This is a genomic window from Gemmobacter aquatilis (assembly GCF_900110025.1).
Classification (GTDB): Bacteria; Pseudomonadota; Alphaproteobacteria; order Rhodobacterales; family Rhodobacteraceae; genus Gemmobacter; species Gemmobacter aquatilis.
The window spans coordinates 1-16,511 of sequence record NZ_FOCE01000010.1; the positions used below are offsets into that span (position 1 = coordinate 1).

General features: G+C 65.6%; 17 protein-coding genes. 8 read left to right on the forward strand and 9 right to left on the reverse strand.

What is annotated here, in order from left to right:
* On the reverse strand, positions 1-1,139 hold a 1,139-nt coding region (gene tuf, locus BMX43_RS15170), incomplete at its 3' end, for an elongation factor Tu (RefSeq protein WP_091302899.1).
* A gap of 89 nt (positions 1,140-1,228) precedes the next feature.
* The gene (locus BMX43_RS15175) at positions 1,229-1,855 is read right to left on the reverse strand and encodes a hypothetical protein (RefSeq protein WP_091302901.1); all 627 of its coding nucleotides are present in this window, start codon (positions 1,853-1,855) and stop codon (positions 1,229-1,231) included.
* Between the two features lie 115 nt (positions 1,856-1,970).
* On the opposite strand from BMX43_RS15175, the gene BMX43_RS15180 reads away from it, so the two are divergent.
* Positions 1,971-3,323, forward strand: a complete 1,353-nt coding sequence (locus tag BMX43_RS15180) for a cytochrome P450 (protein WP_091302903.1) — start codon at positions 1,971-1,973, stop codon at positions 3,321-3,323.
* Between the two features lie 99 nt (positions 3,324-3,422).
* Here BMX43_RS15180 and BMX43_RS15185 read toward each other — a convergent pair whose 3' ends face one another.
* Both BMX43_RS15185 and greA read right to left on the reverse strand, forming a co-directional pair.
* Positions 3,423-4,412: a hypothetical protein gene (locus BMX43_RS15185; protein ID WP_091302905.1), complete on the reverse strand. Its 990-nt coding sequence runs from the start codon at positions 4,410-4,412 to the stop codon at positions 3,423-3,425.
* A gap of 14 nt (positions 4,413-4,426) precedes the next feature.
* Positions 4,427-4,897, reverse strand: a complete 471-nt coding sequence (greA, locus tag BMX43_RS15190) for a transcription elongation factor GreA (protein ID WP_175482132.1) — start codon at positions 4,895-4,897, stop codon at positions 4,427-4,429.
* Between the two features lie 287 nt (positions 4,898-5,184).
* Here greA and BMX43_RS15195 point away from each other — a divergent pair, with 287 nt between their 5' ends.
* From BMX43_RS15195 to BMX43_RS15205, 3 genes are all read left to right on the forward strand, one after another.
* Positions 5,185-6,828 carry an electron transfer flavoprotein-ubiquinone oxidoreductase gene (locus BMX43_RS15195; protein WP_091302908.1) on the forward strand — a complete coding sequence of 548 codons (1,644 nt, stop codon included), beginning with the start codon at positions 5,185-5,187 and terminating at the stop codon, positions 6,826-6,828.
* Between the two features lie 107 nt (positions 6,829-6,935).
* Positions 6,936-8,711, forward strand: a complete 1,776-nt coding sequence (locus BMX43_RS15200; RefSeq protein WP_091302910.1) for a tetratricopeptide repeat protein — start codon at positions 6,936-6,938, stop codon at positions 8,709-8,711.
* Entirely contained in the window at positions 8,701-9,534 is an 834-nt protein-coding gene (locus BMX43_RS15205) for a 4-(cytidine 5'-diphospho)-2-C-methyl-D-erythritol kinase (protein WP_091302912.1), read from the forward strand. Before BMX43_RS15200 ends, BMX43_RS15205 begins: the two co-directional genes overlap by 11 nt.
* Here BMX43_RS15205 and BMX43_RS15210 read toward each other — a convergent pair.
* The gene (locus BMX43_RS15210; RefSeq protein ID WP_091303150.1) at positions 9,527-10,528 is read right to left on the reverse strand and encodes a polyprenyl synthetase family protein; all 1,002 of its coding nucleotides are present in this window, start codon (positions 10,526-10,528) and stop codon (positions 9,527-9,529) included. The two genes, BMX43_RS15205 and BMX43_RS15210, sit on opposite strands and share 8 nt — an antisense overlap.
* A 56-nt stretch (positions 10,529-10,584) precedes the next feature.
* Here BMX43_RS15210 and BMX43_RS15215 point away from each other — a divergent pair, with 56 nt between their 5' ends.
* From BMX43_RS15215 to BMX43_RS15225, 3 genes are all read left to right on the forward strand, one after another.
* Positions 10,585-10,800, forward strand: a complete 216-nt coding sequence (locus BMX43_RS15215; protein WP_091302914.1) for a putative signal transducing protein — start codon at positions 10,585-10,587, stop codon at positions 10,798-10,800.
* Positions 10,800-11,558 carry a tRNA1(Val) (adenine(37)-N6)-methyltransferase gene (locus BMX43_RS15220; RefSeq protein ID WP_091302916.1) on the forward strand — a complete coding sequence of 253 codons (759 nt, stop codon included), beginning with the start codon at positions 10,800-10,802 and terminating at the stop codon, positions 11,556-11,558. The genes BMX43_RS15215 and BMX43_RS15220 overlap by 1 nt, the downstream gene beginning before the upstream one ends.
* A 97-nt stretch (positions 11,559-11,655) precedes the next feature.
* Positions 11,656-11,823 carry a YdcH family protein gene (locus BMX43_RS15225; protein ID WP_091302918.1) on the forward strand — a complete coding sequence of 56 codons (168 nt, stop codon included), beginning with the start codon at positions 11,656-11,658 and terminating at the stop codon, positions 11,821-11,823.
* On the opposite strand, the gene yddG is transcribed toward BMX43_RS15225, so the two are convergent.
* The 4 genes from yddG to BMX43_RS15245 form a co-directional block, all read right to left on the reverse strand.
* Positions 11,814-12,683: an aromatic amino acid exporter YddG gene (gene yddG, locus BMX43_RS15230; RefSeq protein ID WP_091303151.1), complete on the reverse strand. Its 870-nt coding sequence runs from the start codon at positions 12,681-12,683 to the stop codon at positions 11,814-11,816. The two genes, BMX43_RS15225 and yddG, sit on opposite strands and share 10 nt — an antisense overlap.
* A 97-nt stretch (positions 12,684-12,780) precedes the next feature.
* Positions 12,781-13,506, reverse strand: a complete 726-nt coding sequence (gene phbB, locus BMX43_RS15235) for an acetoacetyl-CoA reductase (protein ID WP_091302920.1) — start codon at positions 13,504-13,506, stop codon at positions 12,781-12,783.
* Between the two features lie 180 nt (positions 13,507-13,686).
* Positions 13,687-14,862: an acetyl-CoA C-acetyltransferase gene (locus tag BMX43_RS15240; RefSeq protein ID WP_091302921.1), complete on the reverse strand. Its 1,176-nt coding sequence runs from the start codon at positions 14,860-14,862 to the stop codon at positions 13,687-13,689.
* A gap of 134 nt (positions 14,863-14,996) precedes the next feature.
* Complete coding sequence (locus BMX43_RS15245; RefSeq protein ID WP_091302923.1) at positions 14,997-15,833, reverse strand: EAL domain-containing protein; 837 nt, start codon at positions 15,831-15,833, stop codon at positions 14,997-14,999.
* A 99-nt stretch (positions 15,834-15,932) separates the two neighbouring features.
* Between BMX43_RS15245 and BMX43_RS15250 the strand changes: the two genes are divergently transcribed.
* Complete coding sequence (locus BMX43_RS15250) at positions 15,933-16,505, forward strand: DNA-3-methyladenine glycosylase I (protein ID WP_091302924.1); 573 nt, start codon at positions 15,933-15,935, stop codon at positions 16,503-16,505.
* Positions 16,506-16,511 lie beyond the last annotated feature (6 nt).

Below are 16,511 nucleotides of genomic sequence, written 5' to 3' on the forward strand. Positions count from 1 at the left end.
GTACGGCCGCCTTCACGGATGGCGAAGCGCAGCTTCTCTTCCATGGCGATCGGCGCGATCAGTTCGACGTTGAACTTCAGGTTGTCGCCCGGCATCACCATTTCCGTGCCTTCCGGCAGTTGCACCGTCCCCGTCACGTCGGTCGTGCGGAAGTAGAACTGCGGACGGTAGTTCGCGAAGAACGGCGTGTGACGGCCGCCTTCTTCCTTGGTCAGGATATAGGCCTCGGCTTCGAACTTGGTGTGCGGTTTCACCGAACCGGGCTTGCACAGCACCTGGCCGCGCTCGATCCCGTCACGGTCCACGCCGCGCAGCAGCAGGCCGACGTTGTCGCCCGCTTCGCCCTGATCCAGCAGCTTGCGGAACATTTCGACGCCGGTGCAGACGGTTTTCTTGTTCGGGCGGATGCCGACAATCTCGACTTCCTCGCCGACCTTCACCACGCCACGCTCGATCCGGCCGGTGGCAACGGTGCCGCGGCCCGAGATCGAGAACACGTCTTCGACCGGCATCAGGAACGGCTGGTCAACCGCGCGCGCCGGGGTCGGGATATAGGCATCCACCGCCGCGATCAGCTCGCGGATCGACTTCTCGCCAATTTCCGGGTCGGTGCCGTTCATCGCCGCCAGAGCCGAGCCCTTGATGATCGGAATGTCGTCGCCGGGGTAATCGTAGGAGGACAGAAGCTCGCGCACTTCCATTTCCACCAGTTCCAGCAGTTCCGGGTCATCAACCTGATCGACCTTGTTCATGTAGACGACCATGTAGGGAATGCCCACCTGACGCCCGAGCAGGATGTGCTCGCGCGTTTGCGGCATCGGGCCGTCCGCCGCGTTCACAACCAGAATCGCGCCGTCCATCTGCGCCGCGCCGGTGATCATGTTCTTCACATAGTCGGCGTGGCCGGGGCAATCGACGTGGGCGTAGTGACGGGTTTCCGACTCGTATTCCACATGCGCCGTCGAGATCGTGATCCCGCGCGCACGCTCTTCCGGCGCACCGTCAATCTGGTCATAGGCCCGGAATTCGCCGAAATACTTCGTGATCGCAGCGGTCAGAGTGGTTTTGCCGTGGTCAACGTGGCCGATCGTCCCGATGTTGACGTGCGGTTTCGTCCGTTCAAACTTTGCCTTTGCCATGGTGGCCCTCGCGGATTGGGGGGCCCTGGAGCGGGGCCCGTGATCTACACCGGGCGCGATCTATCCATTGGCACAAGGAAAATCAAGCCTCACTTGCCCGCAGCGGGCGGGGTGTCGGTCCCGGCGGGCCCGGCCGCCGGGGCCGGTTTCGTCCCCGGGGGAACAGCGGTTTTCGGCGGCAGGCCGAACCATTGCGGGTTTTCGAGGAACCAGCCCTCCACCGCCTTGACCGCGTTATAGGACAGTGCCGCCATCTGCTGTTCCTTGGTGCGCGTCAGGCCGGTGCCGATGACGTTTTCGCCGTCGAAGTTTTCCCAGATGGTGAACTGCTTGCCCTCGGCGTTCAGCTTCTGGCCCTTGGCGTCGTCCCAGACATTGGCGGTGATCACCAGCACCGATTTCGGCGCGGCAACGACGGGGATGCCGGGCGGGGCCAGCGCATAGGCATCAATGGAAATGCCGACATTGTAGATATGGCTGCCCTCGTAGCGCCCGAAGCGGTCGTCCACCGCCTGTTTCATCGCGGCCTCCCAGGCCTCGATGCTCGCCTCGCGCGAGATCGGCACCTTCTGCACCTTGTCGGCCACGACGATGTTCAGGCCAAGCACGAAATCCCCCAGATCGGCAGGCGGATCGGCGAGATCGTTCTTCGCACAGGCGGCAAGCGCCAGAAGGCTGAGGGCAGCGGCGCGCAGTGCGGGGCGGATGGCGGGCATCGGGGGCTCCGGTCAGGGTTCCCCCCTCGCATAGCCGCTTGGCCTGCGGCACGCAACGGGCGCGGTTTGCCCCGCGCCGGGCAGCGCCTATATGACAGGGGAAAGGAGCCCCGCCATGACCCCACCCCCCGCCCTGCCCGTCCGCGTGCCCCTGGCGACCGATCCGCTGGGGATCTGGGGATCGCTGCAGGCCGGGCGGCGCAATGTGCTGGAGCTGATCCCCGAGATCGCCACCCATGCGCCGATCCTGTCGGGGCGGACCGGCAAGCGCTGGCATATGGTGATGGAACCCGGCGCGCTGAAACGCATCCTGCGCGACCGCGTGGCGGACTATCCGAAATCGCTGGTGACCAAGCTGATTCTGGAACCGGCGATCGGCGACAGCCTGTTCGTCGCGGAAGGCGCCAGCTGGATGTGGCAGCGGCGCACGGCGGCGCCGGTGTTTTCGCATCGCAACGTGGCGGCGCTGGCGCCGGTGATGACGGCCGCCGCCGAACGCGCCTGTGCCCGGCTGGACCACAGCGTGGGCCGCGCGGCGGATCTGTTCGACGAGATGGTGACGACGACCTTCGAGGTGATCTCGGATGTGACCTTTTCGGGCGGCGGCGCGTTTGACCGGGCGGCGGTGCATCGCGCGATCGAGCATTACATCGCGGGCACGGCCAAGATCTCGGTCTTCGACATTCTGGGCCTGCCGGGCTGGGTGCCGCGCCCGGCGCGGCTGATCGCGGGCGGGCAGATGCGGGCGATGAAGGCCATGGCGGATGCGGCGATTGACCGGCGCCGGGCCGAGGGCGGCGCCCCGGTGCCCGATCTGCTGGATCTGCTGATGGCGGGGCATGACCCGGAAAGCGGGCGGCAGATGACGACGGGCGAACTGCGCGACAACCTGCTGACCTTCATCGTCGCGGGGCACGAGACGACGGCACTGACGCTGGGCTGGGCGCTGTATCTGTGCGCCTTCGCGCCCGAGGTGCAGACCCGCGCCCGGGCCGAGGCGCAGGCGGTGCTGGGCGGGCGCGCGGCCACGGCAGAGGATATGGCCGCCCTGCCCTATACCCGCGCCATTGTCGAAGAAACGCTGCGGCTCTACCCGCCCGCCGCCTTTCTGTCGCGCACCGCCCAAAGCGACGATGCGCTCTGTGGCCGCGAGGTGCGGCGCGGCGATACGGTGATCCTGCCGATCTATGCGCTGCACCGCCACCATGCGTTGTGGCGCGACCCCGATGCCTTCGACCCCACGCGCTTTCTGGACAAGCGCCCCGAACGGTTCAGCTTCCTGCCCTTCGGCGACGGGCCGCGCATCTGCATCGGGGCGAATTTCGCGCTGCAAGAGGCGGGGATCATCTTGGCGACCCTGCTGTCGCGCTTCCGTTTCGCCCCGGTGCCGGGCCGCGCCCCAAAGCCGGTGATGATCCTGACCCTGCGCCCGCAAGGCGGCGTCTGGCTGCAGGTGGAGCGCGCCTGAGCCTGTTCATTTTCTGTTCAAAAATATCCCGGGGTCCGGGGCAGAGCCCCGGTCCGCCCTCAGCCACCTGGCGCCGTGCCGTGTGGAAGCGGAGAAAGATCAGTCAAACACGCCGGCGACGCGGCCCAGCAGCATGAAGGCGCGGGCGGTGCGGGTATCGGCCAGATCGACCAACTCGCTGTCGGTGGCGTTCTTTTCGAACTCGGCGAAGGTGCGGTCGAAGGTGCGCAGGAAATGGTGGGCGGCATCGCGGAAGATCGGGTCTTCGCGCATCCGCCCGGCGGTCAGCGCCAGCGACGAGCGGTCGCGGATGCCGCCAAGGCCCGAAATCGCCCGGCCCCGTTCGCCCTGCGCGAAGGTGCGCCACAGTTCCGGGCGGGCGCGGTCGGGTTTGAGGTCATCCATGTAGATGCCCTCCTGGCTGAGCAGGGTCAGCACGTCCTGTGCGGCGCGGATCAGCTTGGCGACGGTGCGGTCTTCCAGCGCCAGACGCAGCGCGCGAAAGCCTTCCTTGTCATCGGGGTTTTCGGGGAATTGCAGCGCGCGGATGAAATCGCCCACCGACAGCGGCGCGCGCAGATCCTCGGCCGGGGTGCCAAGGGCGAGGGCGGGCTGGTCATCGGCGGGGGCGGCTTTGGCGGGGGCCGTCAGTGCCGCCTTGCGATCGGCCGATGGCACGGCCAGCGCGGTATCGCGGCGCGTGGAGAAGGTGGCCAGCACGGTTTCCGCCGTCTTGGCCGCGCGTTCGATCTCTTCGAGCTTGCGCTCCATCTCGGGCGGGGTCTGGCGGCTGGTATAGGCGTTGCGCATCGCCTCGACCGCCGATTGCAGCCGCGCCGCCTCGGCCCGCAGATCCTGCACCGAGCGCAGCGTGGTGACGGTGACCCAGATCAGCGCGATGGGCAGGAACACCATCATCAGCGTCATCACCAGCCCCAGCGGCCCGGCCTCGTCCGGCCCGGCATAGACATAGGCCGCGACCGCCACGATCCACACGAGGCTCAGCCCCGCGGCCGCCGCCTCGGTCGCGGTGACGCGGCTGCGGGGGGCGGGGGCGGTGAAAAGCGGTTTGTCCTGCGGCTCGGCCATGGGCGTTCCTGGGGTCAGAGGTAGCGGATGTTCAGCACTTCGTAGCTGCGCTGGCCGCCCGGGGTTTTCACCTCGACACTGTCGCCTTCGTCCTTGCCGATCAGGGCGCGGGCGAGGGGCGAGCGGATGTTGAGCAGGCCGCGTTCGATGTCGGCCTCCACCTCGCCGACGATCTGGTAGGTCTTTTCCTCGTCGGTGTCTTCATCGACAAGCGTCACGGTGGCGCCGAACTTGATGGTGCCCGAGAGTTTCGCCGGGTCGATCACCTCGGCCAGCGACAGGATCCCTTCGAGCTCTTTGATTCGGCCTTCGATGAAGCTCTGCTTTTCACGCGCCGCGTGGTATTCGGCGTTTTCCGACAGGTCGCCATGTTCGCGCGCCTCGGCAATGGCGCGGATCACGGCGGGACGCTCCACCGATTTCAGAACTTTCAGTTCTTCGTCCAGCGCGACAAAGCCCGCGCGGGTCATGGGTATTTTTTCCATAGGCCTCTCACCCAAAAAACAAAGCCACGGCCCGGCAAGGCCATGACTCTGTGACATGTTGCGATCACCTGACCCCAGCGGGGCGGCAAATGCAAGGGGGCGAGGTGTGGAAACGGCATGGGGCGGCCTGGAAGCGGCATGAGGGCCGCAAGAATATTGCGCCTATGCCGCGATGCGGCGTTTTGATGTTGCGTCACGATTGACGCCTGCCTTCCCTTGGGGCAGAGAAAACCGTCAGTTTCAAGCAAGGCGCCCGTCCGGGCGCCGGATGCCAGAGGGGAGTTGCGATGAGCGGGATCGAGCGCGAAAGCATGGACTATGATGTCGTCATCGTCGGCGCGGGGCCGTCGGGGCTTTCGGCGGCGATCCGGCTGAAGCAACTGGACCCCGATCTGTCGGTGGTGGTGCTGGAAAAGGGCTCCGAGGTCGGCGCGCATATCCTGTCGGGCGCGGTGCTGGACCCGTCGGGGCTGGATGCGCTGCTGCCCGACTGGCGCAGCATGGATGCGCCGATCAAGACCGAGGTGAAGGAGGACAACTTCTATATCCTCGGGCCGGCCGGGCAGATGCGGATCCCGAACTGGCCGATGCCGCCCTTGATGAACAATCACGGCAATTACATCGTGTCGATGGCCAATGTCTGCCGCTGGATGGCGGGGGTGGCCGAAGGGCTTGGGGTAGAGATTTTCCCGGGCATGTCGGCCTCGGCGCTGGTCTATGACGGCGACCGGGTGGCGGGCGTCGTGGCGGGCGAATTCGGTCTGGGCGAGGATGGCCAGCCGGGCCCGAACTATGAGCCGGGGATGGAACTGCGCGGGAAATATGTCTTCCTCGGCGAAGGCGTGCGCGGGTCTCTGGCAAAGGAAGTCATTGCGAAATATGATCTTTCCAAAGGCCATTGCCCGCAGAAATTCGGGCTGGGCATGAAGGAGATCTGGGAGATCGACCCGGCCAAGCACAAGCTGGGGACGGTGACCCATACGATGGGTTGGCCGCTGGGCAGCAATGCCGGGGGTGGCTCGTTCATTTACCATCTGGAAGGGAATCAGGTGTATGTCGGGTTTGTGGTTCACCTGAACTACGCCAACCCGCATCTGTATCCTTACATGGAGTTCCAACGGTTCAAGCATCATCCCATGGTGGCGGAGCTGCTGAAAGGCGGCAAGCGCGTGGCCTATGGCGCAAGGGCGATCAGCGAGGGCGGCTGGCAGTCCATGCCCAAGATGGTGGCGCCGGGCGTGGCGCTGCTGGGCTGCTCGGTCGGCATGGTGAACGTGCCGCGCATCAAGGGCAACCACAACGCCATGCTGTCGGGCAAGGCGGCGGCAGAGGCGGCTTATGCGGCGATCACCGCCGGGCGCGAAGGGGACGAGCTTTCGGATTACGAGGCCGAGGTGCGGGGCGGCGCCATTGGCAAGGATCTGAAGAAGGTCCGCAACGTCAAACCGATGTGGTCGAAATTCGGGCTGGTCGCCTCGCTGATGGCGGGGGGCGCCGATATGTGGGCCAATACTTTCGGGCTGACGGTGCTGGGCACGCTGCGCCATGGCAAGAGCGATGCGGCGGCCACCGGGCTGGCCAAGGATCATGCGCCGATCGACTATCCGAAGCCCGATGGCAAACTGTCGTTCGACCGGCTGACCAATGTGGCCTTCAGCTTTACCAACCATGATGAAAGCCAGCCGGCGCATCTGAAGCTGAAGGATGCGGGCATCCCCATTCTGGTCAACCTGCCGAAATATGACGAACCGGCGCAGCGCTATTGCCCGGCGGGGGTGTATGAGGTGATCGGCGAGGGGGCGGACGCGCGGTTCCAGATCAACTTCCAGAACTGCGTCCATTGCAAGACCTGTGACATCAAGGACCCCAGCCAGAACATCAACTGGACGACGCCGCAGGGCGGCGACGGGCCGAACTACCCCAATATGTAAACACTTCTGCGCGAGTTTGCGCCGGTGCGGGGCGGTCTTCGGGCCGCCCCGCATTGCGTCTGTCCCGGCCCGGCCCTAGGCTGGGCAAGACCCCTGCGGAGACCCTGATGCGCCTGAGCCAGACTGCCATCGCCCTTGCCCTTGCCCTGCTTGCCGCAGCCCCGCTGCGCGCGGAAACCAAGCCCGCCCCCAAACCCGCGCCCGAGGCTCAGACCGGGGCGCAGACCGGGACGGAAGGCGCGGGCACGCAGAACGCAGGCGCCTATCTGGCCGCACGCGTCGCAGCCGCCGAAAGCGATTACCGCGCGGCGCTCGGCTGGTTCACCCTTGCGCTGCAAAGCGACCCGGACAACCCGCAACTTCTGGACAGTGCGGTGATTTCGGCGCTTGCCGTCGGGGATTTCGACAGTGGTGCCGCCTTTGCGGAGCATATGGCCAAGCTGGGCCAACGCAGCCAGATCGGCGATCTGGCGCTGATCGCGGCCAAGGCCAAGGCAGGCGATTATGCCGGCCTGCTGGCGGCACAGAATGACGGCCGTTCCGTGGGGGCGCTGTTCGATCAACTGGTCGCGGCCTGGGCCAAGGCCGGGCAAGGCGAGATGAGCGATGCGCTGGCCACCTTTGACAAGGTGGCGGACACCCGGGGGCTGGAAGTGTTCGGCACCTATCACAAGGCACTGGCCCTGGCCTCTGTTGGCGATTTCGAGGGGGCAGATGCGCTGCTTTCGGGAAAGAGCAAGGACGAAATCAAACAGTTGCGCCGCGGCCTTCTGGCCCATGCCCAGGTGCTGAGCCAACTGGAGCGTAACCCGGATGCCGTGGCGCTGCTGGATGCGACCTTCAAGCGCGGGCAAGACCCGGCGGTCGATGTGCTGCGCGCGCGGCTGGTTGCGGGCGAAATCGTGCCCTATGACATTGCGATGGATGCGAAACAGGGGCTGGCCGAGGTGTTTTACACCATGGCGACCGCGCTGAACGGCGAGGCGGAGAACGGCTATACGCTGATCCACAGCCGCGCCGCAGCCTGGTTGCGGCCTGACCATACCGAAGCGGTGCTGATGTCGGCGGCGCTGCTGAATGATCTGGGCCAGCTTGATCTGGCGGCAGAAACCTATGACACCGTGCCGACCGATGCGCCGGAATTCTATCTGGCTGAAATCGGCCGGGCGGAAACGCTGCTGGCCTCGGATCGGGCCGATGCGGCGCTGGAGGTGATGCAGGCACTGGCGAAACGCCACCCCGATCTGCTGGCCGTGCAATCGACCTATGCCGAGATGCTGCGCCGCAAGGAAAAATTCGAGGAAGCGGTGGTGGCCTATGACCGCGCGATTGCCCTGCTGGGCACGCCCACGCAACAGAACTGGTCGCTGTTCTTCAGCCGCGGCATCTGCCACGAGCGCCAGAAGCGCTGGGATCAGGCCGAAGCGGACCTGAAACGCGCACTGGAGCTGAGCCCGGATGAGCCGCAGGTGCTCAACTATCTTGGCTACAGCTATCTGGAATTGAACAAAAATCTCGACGAGGCACTGAGCCTGATCCAGCGCGCGGTCGCGGCGCGGCCCGACAGCGGCTATATCACCGACAGTCTCGCCTGGGCCTATTTCCGGCTGGGGCGCTATGAGGAGGCGGTGAAACCGATGGAGGCCGCCTCGGTGATGGAGCCGGTGGACCCGATCGTGACCGACCATCTGGGCGATGTCTATTGGGCCGTCGGGCGCAGGCTGGAGGCGCAGTTCCAGTGGCGCCGCGCGCTGTCTTACGGGCCGCAGGATGCGGATGCCGCGCGCATCCGCCGCAAGCTGGAGGTCGGACTGGACAAGGTGTTGGCCGACGAGGGCGCGAAGCCGCTGGAGGGCGTGAAGGCGGCGCAGAATGACGGCTGAATTCGCGCCCGCGAAGGTCAATCTGACCTTGCATGTGACGGGGCGGCGGGCGGATGGCTATCATCTGCTGGACAGTCTGGTGGTGTTCGCAGCGGTGGGCGACGTGCTGCGCGTGACCCCGGCAGAGCGTTTGACGCTGCGGATCAGCGGGCCGCAGGCGCGCGCGCTGGCGGCAGAGGACGACAATCTGGTGCTGCGGGCGGCGCGGGCGTTCGGCTTGAACCGGGGGGCAGCGATCGAGCTGGAAAAACATCTGCCGGTGGCGAGCGGGATCGGCGGCGGCTCTGCCGATGCGGCGGCGGGTTTGCGCGCGCTGGCGCGGCTGTGGGGCGTGGCGCTGCCCGATGCGGCGACGGTGCTACGTCTGGGCGCGGATGTGCCGGTCTGTCTGGCCGGGCGGCCAGTGCGGATGGCGGGGGTGGGCGAGACCCTCACCCCCCTGCCCGCCTTGCCCGAAGCCTGGCTGGTGCTGGCCAATCCGGGCCTGGGTGTCAGCACGCCCGAGGTGTTCCGCGCGCTGGCCCGGCGCGACAATCGGGCGATGCCGGAGGTGCCGGGTTTTGCTGATGTGCGTGACTTTGCAGGGTTTCTGCGTGGGTTGCGCAATGACATGGAACCGGCGGCAGAGAGCTTGTTGCCAGTGATCGGCACGGTGCGCGCGGCGCTGGCGGCGCAGAAGGGCTGTCTGCTGGCGCGGATGTCTGGGTCTGGCGCCACCTGTTTCGGGCTGTTCGGCGCCGAGGCCCAAGCGCAGGAGGCCGCCCGCGCGGTGCAGGCGGCGCAACCGGGGTGGTGGGTTCAGGCCGGGCGGATGCTCAGTTGATCCGCGCCACGACGTAATCGGCAAGATCGGCCAGCATGGCGCGGATCGGATGATCGGGCAGCACGGCCAGCGCCACTTTCGCCTTGGCCGCCCAGCCCAGCGCATCGGCGCGCGCGGCCTCCATCGCGCCGTGGCGGGCCATGATCGCCAGCGCCTGTTCCAGATCGCCGTCGCGCTGGTCGCCCTTGGCGATGGTGCGCTGCCAGAAGGCCCGCTCGTCAGCATCGGCCTGCGCCACGGCCTTGATGACCGGTAGGGTCAGCTTGCGTTCGCGGAAATCATCGCCGGTGTTCTTGCCGATCACCGCGGTGGTGCCGCCGTAATCCAGCAGGTCATCGACGATCTGGAAGGCGATGCCCAGCGCGTCGCCATAGGTATAGAGCGCCTGGACCTGAGCCTCGTCACTGCCCGCGATCACCCCGCCGACCTCGGTCGCCGCCGAGAACAGTGCGGCGGTCTTGCCGCGCACCACTTGCAGATAGATCGCCTCGGTCGTGGCCAGATCCTGCGCGGCGGTGAGTTGCAGCACCTCGCCCTCGGCAATGGTGGCCGAGGCATTGGCGAGGATGTTCATCACCCGCATCGAGCCGGTTTCGGTCATCAACTGAAAGCTGCGGGCGAACAGGTAATCGCCGACCAGAACCGAAGATTTGTTGTCCCACAACAGGTTGGCTGTCGGGCGGCCCCGGCGTTGTGCGCTTTCATCCACCACATCATCATGCAGCAAGGTGGCGGTGTGGATGAACTCGACCGTGGCGGCGAGGTGGATGTGGTAGGGGCCGTCATAGCCGCACAGCCGGGCTGCGGCCAGCGTCAGCAGCGGGCGCAGGCGCTTGCCCCCGGCCTCGACCAGATGGGCGGTGACCTGCGGAATGCGCGGCGCATGTTCCGAGGCCATGCGGTCGCGGATCATCTGGTTCACCGCCTCCATATCGGCGGCGAGCCACGCGCTCAGGCGATCATGCGGCTTCTGCGCGACCTCGTCCAACCCCATCTTGCCCCCCGCTTCGCGTCTCGACATTTGCTGCCGATTGCGCACATCTGTTTGCCATGAAAGAGCTTCTGCGCAGCACCGACCCGACGATCATCGCCTTTGCCACAGCCCTTCTTGAGGGCGAGGGTATAGCGGTGTTTCCGCTGGACGTCCACATGAGCATCCTGGATGGCAGCCTTGGAATATTGCCGCAGCGGCTCATGGTGGCGGACCGGGACTTCTTCATGGCCGAGGTGGTGCTGCGCGACAATGAGGTGCCGACAGGGCGCTGATGTTTACCGAATCGCAACTCACCGATGACAAGTTCCTGTGTGGGCGGTTGCGGTTGTGGCAACCGGCGCAGGGCTATCGCGCGGCCACCGACCCGGTGCTGCTGGCGGCGGCCTGCCCGGCAGTGCCGGGGCAAAGCGTGCTGGATCTGGGATGCGGCGCCGGGGCGGCGGTGCTGTGTCTGGGGCTGCGCGTGCCGGGGTTGCAGTTGGCGGGGCTGGAGCTTCAGCCCGCCTATGCCGATCTGGCCCGGCGCAATGCGGCGCGCAACGGCGTAGCACTGGAGGTTGTGGAGGGCGATCTGCGCCAGATCCCGGCGGTGCTGCGCCGGGACTTCGACCATGTGATCTGCAACCCGCCCTATTACCCGGCGGGGGGCACGCCCTCGCCCATCGCAGCGCGGGCGACGGCGATGCAGGTGGAGGCGGTGCCGCTGGCGCTGTGGCTGGAGGTGGCTGCGCGGCGGTTGCGGCCCGGCGGCTGGCTGACCATGATCACCGGCGCCGATGCGCTGCCCGAATTGCTGGGCAGCCTTGGCAAGCTGGGCGCGGCTGCGGTGCTGCCGCTGGCGCCGCGCGAAGGCCGGGCGGCAAAGCGGGTGATTCTGCGGGCGCGGAAGGGCGGGCGGGCGCCGTTCCGGCTGCTGGCGCCCTTTGTGATCCATCACGGCGCCGCACATGACGGTGATCGCGAGAGCTATACCGATGCCGCGAACAGCATTTTGCGCATGGGCTGCGACCTGTCGGCGCAGTTCAGCTAATTGCACAGAATTGCCGCGACGCGGCGGTGACATTTTGATGACAGACGGGCCGAATCGTGCTGCAATCATCAAACCGAAACATCACAGGAGGTCTGGAATGTCTGTCGCTTCGCACGTCACCGAGCTGAAAAAGAAGCACGAACACCTCACGGAAATGGTGGAGCGTGCGCAGCGTTCGCCCGCCACCGATGACCTCAGGATTGCCGAGATGAAGAAGCAGAAACTCCGCATCAAAGAGGAGATTGCACGACTGTCTCACTCCTGATCGCGTCCGGCGCTGGCGCGAGCCGCCAGTGCTGCCCCCCCGGTGATGAAAATCGCCGCGACAAGGAGGAGAGGCGAAGGGGGCGCTATACCGGCAATCACCAGCACCAGCGTCGAAAGGAGCGGTGCAGCATAGGAGGCGACGCCCAGCAACTGGATGTCGCCTTTTTTCATGCCGATGTCCCAGGTGAAAAACGCGATCCCCACCGGCCCGATGCCCAGCGCCAGCACCGACAGCCAGCCCGCGGCGGTCGCAGGCCAGACGGTTTGTTCCAGCGCCAGATGGGCCAGCGCGGACAGAACCGCGGTGGCGAGGCAAAAGACCGTGACAGCGGCGGTCGGCACGGCCCCCAGGCTGCGCGAGGCGACGGAATAGAGCGCCCAGGTGACCGCGCAGGCGAAGGCCAGAATCAGGCCCAACGCCGAGCCTTCGGCCCCACCCGCCCGGTTCAGCACGATCAGCGCCGCCCCGGCAAAGGCGATCAGCGCGCCCAGAATATGCAGCGGGCGCAAGGTCTCGCCCGGCAGCAAGCCCGACAGCAGCACGATGAACAGCGGCCAGAGATAGGCGATGAGGCCGGTTTCCGCCGTGGGCGACAGGCGGAAGGCGGTGAAGTAGAGGAAGTGGTAACCAAAAAGCCCAACTGTGCCAAAGAGATAGACCTTCAGCGGCACGGCGCGCAGGCTGGCCAACTGGCCGGTGGCCAGCGTCCAGACCAGACCGATGGTGCCGCCCACGGCAAAGCAGATCGCGTTCAGCAGCAAGGCCGGCACCGGCGCCGAACCGATGGTGAACAGCGCCAGCAGCGCCCAGAGCAGGATGGCGGAAAAGCCGATGGCGGTGGCGCGGGAACGGGTCATGCAGGTCTCCAATCGGCGGGCACTCTGCCGCCCCACCCTGCGCCCTGCAAGCAAAAAGGCCCGCCAAAGCGGGCCTTTAGCCGGTCATCCGACCCGATCAGACGAAGAACTGGCCACCATTGGCGCTGATCGTCGCGCCGGTGATGAAGCCCGCATCATCGGCAGCAAGGAAGACGACGCAGCGCGCGATCTCTTCCGGTTCACCCAGACGACCGACCGGGATTTGCGGGATGATCCGCTCGTTCAGGACTTTTTCATCAATCGCGCGCACCATTTCGGTGCCGATGTAGCCCGGGCAGATGGCGTTGACGGTGATCCCGGCGCGCGCGCCTTCCTGTGCCAGCGCCTTGGTGAAGCCGAGGTCGCCCGCCTTGGCGGCGGAATAGTTGGCCTGACCGGCCTGGCCCTTCTGGCCATTGATCGACGAGATGTTGATCACACGCCCGAACTTGCGGTCACGCATCCCCGTCCAGACCGGATGGGTCATGTTGAACAGACCGGTGAGGTTGGTGTCCATCACCTCTTTCCACTGACCGGGGGTCATCTTGTGGAACATGGCGTCGCGGGTGATGCCCGCATTGTTCACCAGAACGGCGACCGGGCCCAGCTCCGCCTCGACCGTGGCGATGCCAGCGGCGCAGGCGTCGTAATCGGCGACCGACCATTTGTAGGTCTTGATCCCGGTCTCGGCGGTGAATTTCGCGGCAGCCTCGTCATTGCCCGCATAATTGGCAGCGACGGTATAGCCCGCGTTCTTCAGCGCAACGGAAATCGCCGCGCCAATCCCGCGCGAGCCCCCAGTGACCAATGCAACTTTCGACATGATTCCTCCTTCAAGTCCGTGTTGGAATCTTGCTATCCAATTCAAGACAGTAGCGCAACATTCTTCCAAATTATTTTTTGCCAGTGCAGCAATATTGCGTGACGGGCTGCACTCGCAGAAAAAAGGGGACGCACGAAGCATCGCGCGTCCCCGGTTTGCAATCAAGAGCAGAGTGCGCGATCAGGCGCGTTCGATGCACATGGCGACACCCATGCCGCCGCCGATGCACAGCGTGGCCAGGCCCTTGCCCGCACCCCGACGCTGCATTTCGAACAGCAGGGTGTTGAGGATGCGCGCGCCCGAAGCGCCAATCGGGTGGCCGATGGCAATGGCGCCGCCGTTCACGTTGACCACTGCCGGATCCCAGCCCATGTCCTTGTTCACGGCACAGGCCTGCGCGGCAAAAGCCTCGTTCGCCTCGACCAGATCGAGATCGGCAGCCTTCCAGCCCGCCTTGGCCAGCGCCTTGCGCGAGGCGAAGATCGGCCCGACGCCCATGATCGACGGATCAAGCCCGGCGGTGGCGTAAGAGGCGATGCGCGCCAGCGGCTTGAGCCCGCGCTTTTCGGCCTCTTCCGCCGACATCAGCAGCACGCCCGCCGCCCCGTCATTCAGACCCGAGGCATTGCCTGCAGTCACCGAGCCATCCTTGGTGAAGGCCGGTTTTAGCTTGGTCATCGCGTCGATCGTGGCGCCAGCGCGGATATATTCGTCGGAATCGACGGTGATATCGCCTTTGCGGGTCTTGATCAGGAAGGGGATGATTTCATCCTTGAACTTGCCGGCCTTCTGCGCGGCTTCGGCCTTGTTCTGGCTGGCCACGGCGAATTCGTCCTGCATCTCGCGGCTGATCTGCCACTGGTTGGCGACGTTTTCGGCGGTCTGGCCCATGTGATAGCCGTTGAAGGCATCCCACAGACCGTCCTTGATCATCGAATCGATGAACTTCATGTCACCCATCTTGGTGCCCGCGCGCAGATGCGCGACATGGGGGCTGAGCGACATGCTTTCCTGACCGCCCGCCACAACGATGGAGGCATCGCCAAGCTGGATATGCTGCGCCGCCAGCGCCACCGCCCGCAGGCCCGAGCCGCACACCTGGTTGAGCGACCAGGCCGAGGCTTCCTGCGGCAGACCGGCGCGGATATGCGCCTGACGGGCCGGGTTCTGGCCCTGACCGGCGGTCAGCACCTGGCCCAGAATGGTTTCCGACACTTCGGCCTTGTCGACCCCGGCGCGAGCAACCACCGCCTCGATCATGGCGGCGCCAAGCTCGTGCGCGGGGGTATTGGCGAAAGATCCGTTGAAGCTGCCCACAGCGGTGCGCGCAGCGGAAACAATAACGACATTGGTCATGGCTCTGGTCTTCTCCCCTTGGCCGGTGCGGTGGGGGCGCTCCCCCGCCGCTCTGCAGCGAGGGGTAAGCAAGAACGCCGCGTGACGCAAGAAAATTGCGCAATACGGGGGGCAATTTGGAACAGATGCGGCGATCAGGCGCGCTTGCGGCGCGGCTGCGGCATGAAGGCCGGGGTCATCGTCGGGGCACCGAACAGATAGCCCTGCAGGCAATCCACCCCCAGCTTTTGCAGGAACGCCGCCTCCTCGGGCGTTTCGACGGCTTCGGCGATGGCGAACATTTCGAACTGGCGGGCGATGGACAGCAGGGCACGGGTCAGCACCTGATTGTCGGGGTCGCTGTGGATATTGCGGATGAACTGACCATCGATCTTGATGATGTCGAAGAAGAAATCCTTGAAATAGCGGAAGGCGGTGAAGCCCGCGCCGAAATCATCCAGCGCGAAGGCGATCCCTTCGCGCTGCAACTCATCCATGAAGGCCGACACGATTTCCGGCACCAGAATCACCGAGCTTTCGGTGATTTCGAGAATCAGCCGTTCCGCCACCCCCGGCGCATCGGCAAGCCCCTGTCGCAGCACCTTCATCCAGCGGGGATAGCCGATGGAACGGGCGGAGAGGTTCACCGACAGGCGGATGCCGGGATATTGCGCCAGCGTCTGCAGGCCAAGCTCCAGCGCCGCGCAGTCAATCTCGCGCCCCAGCTCGTGCCCTTCCACGGCCCCCATGAAATCGCGCGCGGGGATGATGCGGCCGGTGTCATCCAGCACACGGATCAGGCCTTCGTAAAAGGCGACGCGGGTGGTGTCTTTCGACAGGACGATGGGCTGAAAGGCGAGGCGCATTCGTTTGTGTCGCAAGGCGGCTTCGACCAGCTTGATCGACTGGCGATCCTGTTCCGCCACCACGAAGCCGAGCGGGTTGGCATCCCGTTCAAAATCGACCCGGCTGCGCCGTCCCTGGTTGGCCATGATCCCCTCCGGCTTTGCGTTTTGACACAATGGCGGACCAGAGGTAAACACGGGGTGAACGTTCACATTTAGTTCTAATTTTTCACAAGGAACGGCAGCATGGAAAAGCGCTGTGGCTGGTGCGGCACCGATCCGCTTTATGTGGCCTATCACGATGAAGAATGGGGCGTGCCGGAATGGGACGCGCGCGCGCTGTGGGAAAAGCTGGTGCTGGACGGGTTTCAGGCCGGGCTGAGCTGGATCACCATCCTGCGCAAACGCGACAGTTTCCGCGCGGCCTTTGCCGGGTTTCAGCCCGAGATCGTGGCGGGCTGGGGCGAGGCCGAGGTGGTGCGGCTGCTGGGCGATGCGGGGATCGTGCGCCACCGCGGCAAGATCGAGGCGACGATTGCCGGGGCGCAAGCCTTTCTGAGAATCGAGGCCCGCGAAGGCTTTGCGCCCTTCCTGTGGAACTTCGTCGGCGGCGCGCCGATCCTCAATGCCCCGTCGGGCATGGCCGATGTGCCGACGCAAACGCCGCAATCACAAGCCATGGCCAAGGCGCTGAAGGCAGAGGGGTTCAAGTTCTGCGGCCCGACCATCACCTATGCCTTCATGCAGGCCACCGGCATGGTGAACGACCATATGGTCGGCTGCCCGGCGAGGCTTGCGGCACAGACGGTGGGACGCTAGATTATC